This window comes from Marivita sp., from assembly GCF_965656765.1.
In the GTDB taxonomy this organism is placed as follows: Bacteria; Pseudomonadota; Alphaproteobacteria; order Rhodobacterales; family Rhodobacteraceae; genus Marivita.
In genome coordinates this window covers 22,751-33,596 of sequence record NZ_CBFHLV010000031.1, presented here as the reverse complement: position 1 = coordinate 33,596, position 10,846 = coordinate 22,751, and the positions used below count along the sequence as shown (strand labels likewise).

General features: G+C 54.6%; 11 protein-coding genes. 10 read left to right on the top strand and 1 reads right to left on the bottom strand.

All coding sequences use genetic code 11. The features are described from left to right. Nucleotides 1-468: 468 nt before the first annotated feature. From ACTG4M_RS10215 to ACTG4M_RS10190, 6 genes are read left to right on the top strand one after another with little or no spacing between them, the layout of a single operon-like run. Complete coding sequence (locus ACTG4M_RS10215; RefSeq protein ID WP_439123551.1) at nucleotides 469-3,330, top strand: monovalent cation/H+ antiporter subunit A; 2,862 nt, start codon at nucleotides 469-471, stop codon at nucleotides 3,328-3,330. Between the two features lies 1 nt (nucleotide 3,331). Next, on the top strand, nucleotides 3,332-3,685 hold the full coding sequence (locus tag ACTG4M_RS10210) for a Na+/H+ antiporter subunit C (RefSeq protein ID WP_439123550.1): 354 nt from the start codon (nucleotides 3,332-3,334) through the stop codon (nucleotides 3,683-3,685). Continuing rightward, nucleotides 3,682-5,220, top strand: a complete 1,539-nt coding sequence (locus ACTG4M_RS10205) for a monovalent cation/H+ antiporter subunit D (RefSeq protein ID WP_439123549.1) — start codon at nucleotides 3,682-3,684, stop codon at nucleotides 5,218-5,220. The genes ACTG4M_RS10210 and ACTG4M_RS10205 overlap by 4 nt, the downstream gene beginning before the upstream one ends. A gap of 3 nt (nucleotides 5,221-5,223) precedes the next feature. Beyond that, nucleotides 5,224-5,715: a Na+/H+ antiporter subunit E gene (locus ACTG4M_RS10200; RefSeq protein ID WP_439123548.1), complete on the top strand. Its 492-nt coding sequence runs from the start codon at nucleotides 5,224-5,226 to the stop codon at nucleotides 5,713-5,715. Next, complete coding sequence (locus ACTG4M_RS10195) at nucleotides 5,712-5,981, top strand: K+/H+ antiporter subunit F (protein ID WP_439123547.1); 270 nt, start codon at nucleotides 5,712-5,714, stop codon at nucleotides 5,979-5,981. Before ACTG4M_RS10200 ends, ACTG4M_RS10195 begins: the two co-directional genes overlap by 4 nt. Before the next feature lie 9 nt (nucleotides 5,982-5,990). After that, nucleotides 5,991-6,365 carry a Na+/H+ antiporter subunit G gene (locus ACTG4M_RS10190; protein WP_439123546.1) on the top strand — a complete coding sequence of 125 codons (375 nt, stop codon included), beginning with the start codon at nucleotides 5,991-5,993 and terminating at the stop codon, nucleotides 6,363-6,365. Between the two features lie 14 nt (nucleotides 6,366-6,379). On the opposite strand, the gene ACTG4M_RS10185 is transcribed toward ACTG4M_RS10190, so the two are convergent. After that, complete coding sequence (locus ACTG4M_RS10185) at nucleotides 6,380-6,880, bottom strand: MarR family winged helix-turn-helix transcriptional regulator (RefSeq protein ID WP_439123545.1); 501 nt, start codon at nucleotides 6,878-6,880, stop codon at nucleotides 6,380-6,382. Between the two features lie 236 nt (nucleotides 6,881-7,116). On the opposite strand from ACTG4M_RS10185, the gene ectA reads away from it, so the two are divergent. The 4 genes from ectA to ACTG4M_RS10165 are packed head-to-tail and all read left to right on the top strand — an operon-like array spanning nucleotide 7,117 to nucleotide 10,824. Continuing rightward, nucleotides 7,117-7,650, top strand: coding sequence for a diaminobutyrate acetyltransferase (gene ectA / locus ACTG4M_RS10180; RefSeq protein WP_439123544.1), 534 nt, complete (start codon nucleotides 7,117-7,119; stop codon nucleotides 7,648-7,650). 54 nt (nucleotides 7,651-7,704) lie between these two features. After that, on the top strand, nucleotides 7,705-8,997 hold the full coding sequence (gene ectB, locus ACTG4M_RS10175) for a diaminobutyrate--2-oxoglutarate transaminase (protein WP_439123543.1): 1,293 nt from the start codon (nucleotides 7,705-7,707) through the stop codon (nucleotides 8,995-8,997). A gap of 5 nt (nucleotides 8,998-9,002) precedes the next feature. Further along, entirely contained in the window at nucleotides 9,003-9,398 is a 396-nt protein-coding gene (locus ACTG4M_RS10170) for an ectoine synthase (protein WP_439123542.1), read from the top strand. A gap of 1 nt (nucleotide 9,399) precedes the next feature. Continuing rightward, the gene (locus ACTG4M_RS10165) at nucleotides 9,400-10,824 is read left to right on the top strand and encodes an aspartate kinase (protein WP_439123541.1); all 1,425 of its coding nucleotides are present in this window, start codon (nucleotides 9,400-9,402) and stop codon (nucleotides 10,822-10,824) included. The last annotated feature ends 22 nt before the right edge of the window (nucleotides 10,825-10,846 follow it).

Here is a 10,846-nt window from a genome sequence, read left to right as displayed (position 1 = left end):
GCATTCGCCCTAAAAGAAACCCGCAACCCACCTTGAAACATTGACCAGAGGGTCCGGACGGGGATGTCACAAAAACGACGCTTTGCATGCCGTTTCCTGCATTTTTCATGCCAATTTCAGTGGGTTTCATACCGGTTCCAGCAATTCACACGTTTTCTTCGCAAGGCCAACGCGCATCAGACATTGGGAGGGAAACCCAAGTCTCGACGCGCTGTCAGCAACGGGGTCGGCAAGGCGGTTCGAAAGCATGTTGCCGCAAAAGGCCCGTTGAGATCGGCGCCTTTAACGACAAATGCTGCCAATACACCTAAAAGTTTTGGCGCACCCGTCGAAGGAAACGATTACAGACCGGTTCTTAAGTGGCGCAAATGGCTGGTGTGATGATTGAATGCAGCGCCTAGGCTTTTACAACGCCGGCGTTTAGCGATATTGCGCTTCGAGGCTATTCGGGTTGGACTAACGGGTAACATGAACACATCGGGCAACCTTCTCTTTCTAATAGCGCTGTTGCCGTTCCTCGGTGCGCTTGTCCCCGGCTTGATGATTCGTGCAGGCCGCAACGCCTGTGCCACGTTCACAGCCGTTCCAACGGCGGTTGCACTGATCCTGTTGCTGACTTTCGCACCTGCAGTCCTGAACGGTGAAACCATCACTGCCGAGGTCGAATGGCTGCCGCAGCTTGGTCTGTCGGCGTCGTTCTTCTTGGACGGTCTTGGCCTGTTGTTTGCGTGTATGATCCTTGGCGTTGGTCTGCTGATCACGCTTTACGCCCGTTTCTATCTGTCCGGCGAAGACCCTGTTGGCCAGTTCTACACGTATCTTCTGCTGTTTCAGGGCGCGATGCTGGGTATCGTGATCTCGGACAACATCCTTTTGTTGTTGGTGTTCTGGGAACTGACTTCGTTGTCGTCGTTTCTGTTGATCGGATATTGGAAACATCTTCCCGAAGGCAGACAGGGCGCCCGCATGGCGTTGGCAGTGACCGGCGCAGGTGGTCTGGCGATGATCGGCGGTATGCTGATCCTTGGAGATATTGCGGGAAGTTATAACCTGACCGATATCCTGCAAGCTGGTGATGCAATCCGGGCCTCAGACTGGTACCTGCCCGCTCTGATCTTGATCCTGCTGGGTGCTTTTACAAAATCCGCTCAATTCCCATTCCACTTTTGGCTGCCGCACGCGATGGCCGCTCCGACGCCGGTTTCGGCCTATCTCCACTCAGCGACGATGGTGAAAGCAGGCGTGTTCCTGATGGCGCGCATGTGGCCTGTGTTATCGGGCACCGATGCGTGGTTCTATATTGTCGCGACCACTGGTCTGATCACGATGGTGATGGGCGCGCTGATTGCGCTGTTCAAGGATGATCTGAAGGCCCTTTTGGCGTTTTCGACCGTCAGCCATCTAGGCCTTTTGACGATGCTGTTGGGTTTCGGAACCGAAGCTGCTGCTGTTGCGGCGGTGTTTCACGTCATCAACCACCTGACATTTAAAGCCGCGTTATTCATGACCGCCGGGATCGTCGATCACGAAGCGCACACGCGCGACATCAAGCGGCTTGGCGGTTTGCGGCATCTCATGCCGCTCACCTTCCTCATCGGCACTGTCGCCGCGTTGTCGATGGCGGGCATTCCGCTGTTCAACGGCTTCCTTTCCAAGGAAATGATGCTTGAAGAGGCATCGCATACCACGTGGGCTGGCAGTCACTACGCAGTGCCAGTGCTCGCGACGCTGGGTGCGCTCTTGTCGGTGGCGTATTCCTTTCGCTTCATCAAACATGTCTTCCTTGGCCCTGTTCGCGACGACTACCCGACCACGCCGCACGACCCGCCATTTGGCCTTTGGGCGGCGCCCGCCTTGCTCGCGATTCTTGTTGTCCTCATCGGTATCATGCCATTCCTTGCAGATGGTATTGTTGCTGCCGCAGCAAGCGCCGTGACAGGGGCCGACCTTAATCCGCACCTCAAGATTTGGCATGGCGTGACCCCCGCACTTTATATGTCGGTCATCGCTGTGATAGGTGGTGCAGTCCTGCTCGCCATGCATGCACCGCTTGATAAAATCTGGCTCAAGGCTCGCCGTCCCGAGGCTAAAGCGATTTTTGACGATCTTGTGGCCGCTGGCGTACGGCTGGCCCAAGGCATCACTGCCAGTGGTCACAATGGATCGATAAGCCGATATCTGGCGATTTTCACCGTTACGTCTGTGTTCCTTGGCGCCGTCGCGTTTTTTGGTGCTGGCCTGTCTGCGCCGACGCGGGAAATGTTGCCAATCCCGGCTGTCATTGCTGTCGGTTGGGTCATGCTGATCGTCGCCACAGTGTCGGTTGTGACCATGCACCATCACCGGTTCCGCGCGCTTGTTCTGATCGGGATCATCGGACTCGCGATTTCGGCGGGATTTGTTTACATGTCCGCGCCTGATCTTGCTCTGACACAGATCTCGGTTGAAACCGTGACGATCATGTTGCTTCTTCTGGCGTTGCATTTCCTGCCGAAGTCGACACCCAAAGAAAGTCCGCTTGGTCTTAAGGTCCGCGATGGCGTGATCGCCGCCGCTGCGGGCCTCGGCGTGGGGGGATTGTCTTTTGCCTTTATGCAACGCGATATCTCGACCATTTCGTCGTTCCATATCGACAACAGCTACGAAGGCGGTGGCGGTACCAATGTGGTCAACGTGATCCTTGTGGATTTCCGTGGCTATGACACTTACGGCGAAATCATCGTTCTAGGGATCGCTGGTCTGCTGATCTATGCGTTGATGCACGCTTTGTTGGACGGTCCTGCTGCACGCCGGTTGCGAAACGCTGACTTTGCTCATGACCGGTCGAAAGACCGTCACCCGTTGATGATGGTTGTTGTCACTCGTGTGCTGATGCCGATCGCCTTGATGGTTGGGTTGTATATCTTCTTGCGCGGTCACAATCAGCCGGGTGGCGGATTTGTTGCTGGCCTTGTCGTCGCGATTGCCTTGTTGATGCAATATATGGCATCGGGTTTCGCGTGGACACAGGATCGTCAGCGCATTGAATATCATACACTGATCGGGTTTGGCGTGATCATTGCCGGACTGACCGGCGCTGGTGCTTGGGTTTTCGGCGCGCCGTTCCTCACCAGTTCGTTCACCTACGTGCACCTACCGCCCATCGAAGAATTCGAGTTGGCAACAGCGATGCTGTTCGATCTTGGCGTCTTTTCGACAGTCCTCGGCGCGGTGATGTTGATGCTCTACAGCCTGTCGCGGATCGCGCGGTATGCGGGCAGTACAGTCAATGTTGAGCCTATGGATTACGATCCCGCCAGCCGGGTCGAAGACAGTTCGGAGTCGCGCTGATATGGAATTTCTTGTCGCAAGCGCAATCGGAACAATGACCGCGGGGGGTGTTTACCTCTTGCTGCGGCTTCGGACGTTTCCAGTCATTCTTGGCCTCGCGCTGTTGTCCTATGCGGTGAACGTGTTCCTGTTTTCAAGCGGGCGGTTGGCGATTGATATGTCACCCATCCTATCAAAATATGGGGAGGCAACCTATACCGATCCTCTGCCGCAGGCGCTTGTCCTGACTGCTATCGTTATCTCATTTGGTATGACCGCAGTCCTGGTAATGATTTCGCTTGGAGCGTTCCTCGAGTCTGACACTGACAGTATCGACATTGATCAGACCGAACCGGAAAAGGACGCGGCACAATGAGCCACTGGATCATTCTTCCCGTCGTTCTTCCTGCGATGTTGGCCCCTATCATCGGATTTGTGATGCGACACGACATCGTGCTTGCGCGTGTCACATCGATGGTGGGCACTGTGCTCTTGCTGGCGGTATCGATGGGCCTCGTCTGGATGGCGATGGATGGCACAACCCATATTTACCGTCTTGGCGACTGGCCGGCACCGTTTGGCATTGTTCTTGTGCTAGACCGACTATCAGCGCTCATGGTGTTGTTGACGGCGACCTCGGCGCTCTTGGTGCTTTTACACGCGATTGCCACCGGTTGGGACGACCGGGGCAAACACTTCCATGCGTTGTTTCAGTTTCAGTTAATGGGAATTTGCGGCGCGTTTCTGACGGGCGATATCTTCAACTTGTTTGTATTCTTTGAAATACTGTTGATCGCGTCCTACGGCCTGATGATCCACTCGGGTGGAAAAGAGAGGATGCGCGCGGGGCTGCAATACGTGGTGATGAACCTTGCAGGTTCGACGCTGTTCCTGTTCGCATTAGGGACGCTTTACGCCAGCACCGGCACGCTGAACATCGCTGACCTTGCGGCCAAGATTCCCGAGATTCCTGCTGACGAAGCCGCGCTTGTGCGTGTTGCTGCGATGCTTTTGATGATCGTGTTTGCTGTTAAGGCTGCGTTGTTCCCGGTCCAGTTTTGGCTTCCGGCGACGTACTCCAATGCGCCTGCACCGGTGGCGGCCTTGTTTGCCATCATGACCAAGGTGGGTGCTTATGCCATTTTGCGTGTTCATACTGTCGTGTTTGGCCCCGGCGTTCCGGGAACCGACGGGATGATCGACGCATGGCTCTTCCCCGCAGCGATAGTCACCATTGCCTTGGGGGCTTTTGGTGTGCTTGGCGCAAAACGTTTGATGCCGTTGATCAGTTTTTCGGTTGTTGGGTCAATGGGAACATTGTTGGTTGCGGTCGCCGCGTTTTCCCCAGCCGCAACAACGGCGGCCTTGTACTACATGATCCACTCAACATTTGCGGCTGCGTGCCTGTTCCTGATCGCTGATCTGGTGGTATCGCGTCGCAATGGCGACTCGCTTACCCCTACCAGCGCTACCGTTCAGAACGGACTGTTTGCAGCGATCTTTTTTGCAGCGGTGATCGCGATGGCCGGTATGCCGCCGCTAAGTGGGTTCCTTGGAAAACTGCTCGTGCTTGACGCGTTGCGCGAGCCGGGGCTAATGGCATGGGCATGGACGGCCATCTTGGTAGGTTCCTTGCTGACCATCATTGGCTTTGCCCGCGCAGGAAGCGCGCTTTTCTGGAAGTCGACCGCAATCGTCGGCTCGGTACCCGAGGATGGCGAGCCTGCTCGGCCAACGGACGTGGCGACCACAGCACAAGTTGCGCCTGTAATGCTCACACTTGCTGTGTTGGGCGCGTTGGCAGTCTTCGCAGGGCCCGTTGCAAATTACCTGGAACAGACATCAAACCAGTTGTTTGACCGGGCGGGGTATATCTCTGCTGTTCTTGCTGATCCCAGTGAGGAGTCCTGAGGCATGCTGAGACGTCTTATCCCACATCCGTTCTTAAGCCTTACGCTGGTTTTTGTCTGGCTGGGGCTGGTGAACAAGTTCACGCTTGGTAACCTCCTGCTTGGTGGGTTGTTTGGGCTAGTGATCCCGATGCTGACGGCTCCCTATTGGCCCGATCGTCCGACCATTCGGCGGCCCTTGAAAGGTCTCGTGTATGTGTTGATCGTCCTCTGGGATATTGTGGTCGCGAACGTGCAAGTTGCAGCGATCATTCTGTTCAAACGCGAAAAGAACATTCGTTCGCAATGGGTTGTGATCCCATTGGAGCTAACGTCTGCCGAGGCAATTACAGTTCTTGCGGGGACCATTACAATGACACCGGGCACGGTGTCTGCGACGCTTTCCGCCGATGGCGGGAGCATTTTGGTGCATTGCCTGCACACCGATGATGTCGACGCCGTGCGCGATGAGATCAAGACGCGGTACGAGCGGCGGCTGAAGGAGATTTTCGAATGATCGAAGCAGCTATTATGTTTGCGGCTGGATGCTATGGCATCGCCCTACTGCTTGACCTTTGGCGCATCGCCTTGGGGCCGAATGCAGCTGACCGTATTTTGGCGCTCGACACTATGGTGATCAACGTGATCGCTCTGTTGGTGCTGTATGGCGTGTGGCGCGGTACAGCAATCTACTTTGAGGCTGCGATGCTGGTGGCCATGGTCGGTTTCGTTTCAACCGTTGCCTATTGCCGCTTTCTTTTGCGCGGCGACATCATCGAATGAGGTCGGATCATGGGTTTTATCACTGAACTTCTCATCGCGGTCTCGCTCGTCGTCAGCGGGGTATTCGGCCTTGTTGGATCGTACGGTCTGGTAAAGCTAACAAATTCTCTGCAACGGCTACATGCGCCAACCAAGGCAACGACGCTGGGTGTCGGTGGCGTGCTTGTCGCGTCGATGATCTATTTTTATGCCAAGACAGGGCATTTGTCGGTGCATGAGCTTTTGATCTCTGTCTTCTTGCTACTGACCGCCCCGATCACCGCGAACTTTATCGCCAAAACGTATATGGCACGGAACCTGCGCGAAACTGATCTGCCTGACAGTCAGAGCACATGTGGCTGGTCGATCTATGATGAGCCACCTGAATCCCGTCCAGGCTCTTGATTTGGCGACGTAGCTTAGACTGGCTTTTTGCCTGACTGAATCTCGCCTGTGGTCAAAACCGGCGAGGCATCCAACTTACGGGCGTCGAGCATATCCGCGACACGTTCCAATGTTGCGACAAGTTGAGCTTGCTCCCAATCCGCCAAATCAAGGAATGCCCGCACATATCTTTGTTGCAAAGCATCTGGTGCGTTTTCCAACCGAAGACGCCCGTTTTGCGTCACGGTGACATTTGTTTGACGCCGGTCCTGACTGGACGGCACCCGTTCGACCAAAGCTTGCGCGACAAGCTTGTCTACAAGCGCAGAAACGGTGGCCTGGCTGACACCCATCTGGGTCGCCAAAGCTTTAGGTGTAACACTATCGCGCTCGTCGACGATCTGTAGCACCCGCAGCTGCGCAGGGGTCAGCCCAACAGCATGAGCAAGGTCGCGCGCATAGAGTTCGGTTGCCCGAAGAATACGCCGTAGCGCGATCAGGCTATCATCCATGCGAGCGTTGGCATCAGTTGTCATGGCGTGAAACATCGCACGAAAGAAGAGCGATCTTCAATCAACTTCGCAAGTATTAACCCTTTGTTAAGCTAATTAATATGGGAACCATTCCGACCTTTATGCGCCGTTGAGTAGTAGTTAGTATAAAGCAAAAAAAACCGCAGAAAATTGCTTATGACGACCTGCGACGCCTTGGATGTTGAAATTATAGCAAGACTATACTACTTAGTTAGGCGAACTAACAAAGGGTCAGGAAAATGCCAACAAATAGTGACATACCTCGAACGCGAACGCCCCGTCTGCGCAAACCGGACGCGACGGACGGGGCTGCAATTTGGGAGCTTGTGAAGGACTGCAAGCCACTCGACGAGAATTCGATGTACTGTAACCTTGTTCAGGCAGATCATTTCCGCGACACCTGCGTCGTCGCAGAATTGGATGGCGACATTGTTGGCTGGATTTCTGGCCATATGATCCCAGATCAAAACGCATTGTTCGTCTGGCAGGTCGCTGTCAGCAAAAAGGCACGTGGTATGGGTTTGGGCAAAAAGATGCTGCTCGATCTGATTGAACGTGATGCTTGTGATGATGCGACGAAGTTGAAGACCACAATCACCCGTGACAACGAAGCGTCATGGGCTCTGTTTCGTGGATTTGCCCGCTCAATCGGCGGCACGCTGACTGACACACCGCACTTCAAGCGCGATATTCATTTTGAAGGCCGTCACGACACCGAACACATGGTGTCGATCACGCTGCCTAGGTCGGGCGATCTCAAACGCGCTGCGTGATCTGTCGCGTTTCACCTCCCAAAATTTAATTCCAATGCCTTGAAAGGACATCTGATGCCCAAGGACATGAATACGACCGTTTCGATTTTTGAACGCCGCGAGAGCGAAGCTCGCTCATACTGCCGTGGTATGCCTGCAACTTTTACCACTGCCAGCGGGTCTGAAATAACCGACGATACTGGCAAGACATATATCGATTTCTTGGCGGGTTGCTCTTCGCTGAATTATGGTCACAACGACCCCGACATGAAGACCGCTCTGGTCGATCACATCATGAACGATGGGATCGCGCACGGGTTGGATCTGCACACCAACACCAAGGCGGACTTCTTGGAAGCGTTCGAGCAGCACATTCTGGAACCGCGTGATATGGACCACCGTGTCATGTTCACGGGTCCGACAGGTGCAAACGCCGTTGAGGCGGCGATGAAGATCGCCCGTAAGGTGACTGGCCGGACCAACATCATTGCCTTCACCAATGGCTTCCATGGTGTCACAACCGGGGCGCTTTCTGCGACTGGAAACGGGTACCACCGTGGTGGCGCAGGGACATCGTTGAACGGTGTCACACGGATGCCCTTTGATGGCTTCTTCCCCGGTGAAACAGACACTGCAGAATTCCTTGATGCAATGCTCAAGGATAAGTCAGGTGGTGTCGATGCGCCTGCTGCAATCTTGCTTGAAACTGTGCAGGGTGAAGGTGGCCTGAATGCCGCCAGCCCAGAATGGGTCCAGCGGATCGCTAAGCTTGCCAAGGATCATGGCGCGCTGCTCATCATTGATGACATTCAAGCGGGCTGCGGGCGGTGTGGCACGTTCTTCTCGTTCGAAGAAATGGGCGTCATGCCTGACATCGTGACGATGGCGAAATCGGTGTCTGGCTTTGGCCTGCCAATGGCAATGCTGCTTGTCCGTCCAAAGTACGACATCTTCGGTCCGGCTGAACACAACGGTACGTTCCGTGGCAACACTCACGCGTTTATCACCGCGAAGGTAGCGATTGAGAAGTTCTGGGCGGACGATAGTTTCCAGAAAGAACTGTCTGAGAAATCACAGCTTATCCACGATTCGCTGGCTGATCTGGCTGCAATGGTGCCGGATGCGTATCTCAAAGGTCGCGGCTTGATGCAGGGTGTAGACGTCGGTTCCGGTAATCTTGCCGGTGAGATTTGTTCGCGTGCCTACGACAAGGGCTTGATCATCGAAACTTCGGGGAGCGATGATGAAGTGATCAAGGTTCTTGCACCACTGACAACGTCCAAAGAAACGTTCCGCAAAGGGTTCAATATTCTGCTTGATGCAGCGAACGACATTTTGTCCGGACCAAACAAAATCGCGGCGGAGTAACCCATATGATCGTCAGAGACTTTAATAAGATCATTGAACAGGAAAAAGATCGCGTCGTGTCGGATGCGCATTGGACAAGCGTTCGGATGCTGTTGGCCGATGATAATATGGGTTTTTCCTTTCATATCACCTTTCTTGAAGAGGGGTCGGAACACACGTTCGAGTATAAAAACCACTTCGAGAGCGTGTATTGTATGAGAGGTAAGGGATCGATCACTGACCTTGCCACTGGCGAAACTCACGAGATCACACCAGGCGTAATGTACGCGCTAGACCAGCACGACCGCCATGTTTTGCGTGCAGAAGAAGAACTGGTGATGGCCTGCTGCTTTAATCCGCCTGTCACTGGCAACGAAGTACATCGTGAAGACGGATCCTACGCGGCCCCAGAGGACGCTTGATATGACACATACAGTCGAAAAAATTGGCGGGACATCTATGTCTCGCCTTTCAGAATTGCGAGATACGCTCTTCATCGGCGATCGCTCTGCTGAAAACATCTACAATCGCGTGTTTGTGGTATCGGCATTTGCCGGGATAACGAACCTGTTGCTTGAACACAAAAAGTCGGGTGAACCGGGTGTTTATGCTCTGTTTGCAAACGACGATAGCAACCACAAATGGCAGGATGCGCTTGATCGTGTGTCAGACGCGATGAAGGCGGCACATGCCCAGTTATTGACGCACAAAGCTGACACCCAGCAAGCAGACTCCTTTGTTGAGGAGCGCATTCTTGGTGCCCGCAATTGTCTGATTGACCTGCAACGGCTTTGCTCTTACGGGCACTTTCGTTTGCCGGAGCATATGGGCCATATCCGCGAGTTGTTGTCTGGCCTCGGCGAGGCGCATTCTGGTTTTGTCACCGCGCTGATGCTCCAGCGCAGCGGTGTTGAGGCCCGCTTTGTCGATTTGTCAGGCTGGCGGGACGAAGGCGATGTCTGTCTCGAAAAACGCATCACCGCAGCATTTGACGGGATTGACCCAGCGACCGAAATGCCGATCGTGACGGGTTACGCGCAATGCGTCGAAGGCCTGATGAACGAATTCGACCGTGGGTATTCCGAGGTCACGTTTTCGCATCTGGCAGCCCTAACCGGTGCCCGCGAAGCGATCATCCACAAGGAATTTCACCTTAGCTCTGCTGATCCAAAACTCGTTGGCGAAGGGGCCGTGCGCAAACTAGGTCGCACAAATTATGATGTGGCAGATCAGCTTTCGAATATGGGTATGGAAGCGATCCACCCCAAAGCGGCGAAAACCTTACGGCAAGCCGGTGTCCCTCTTCGTGTCACCAACGCCTTTGATCCGGGCGACCCCGGCACCCTGATTGACGATCAACCTTCCAAAGAAGCCGCCGCCGAGATTGTGACCGGTCTTGATATCGTAACGCTTGAAGTGTTCGAGCAGGACATGGTCGGTGTCAAAGGCTATGATGCTGGAATCCTTGATATCCTGACCCGTCACAATGTGCGGATCGTGTCAAAGGTGTCGAATGCTAACACGATCACCCACTACCTTGACGCCTCGCTCAAAACGATGCGCCGCGTAGAACGCGACATCGCCAAGCTATTCCCAGCAGCTGAAATCACCAGCCGTCGGCTTGCGATGGTGTCTGTCATTGGGCGCGACCTGCGTGGGCTGTCTGTATTGACCCGTGGCTTGCAGGCAATAGCAAACGCTGGTTGCGAAGCGATTGGAGCAAGCCAAGGTCCCCGAAATGTCGATGTTCAGTTCGTGATGGACCGCGCAACGATGGAGCCTGTCATCAGGGCCCTTCATGCAGAACTGATCGAAGGGACCCCAACCCGCCTGTCACGCGCCGCCTAAGTTGAAAATCCCGGTGCCCTCT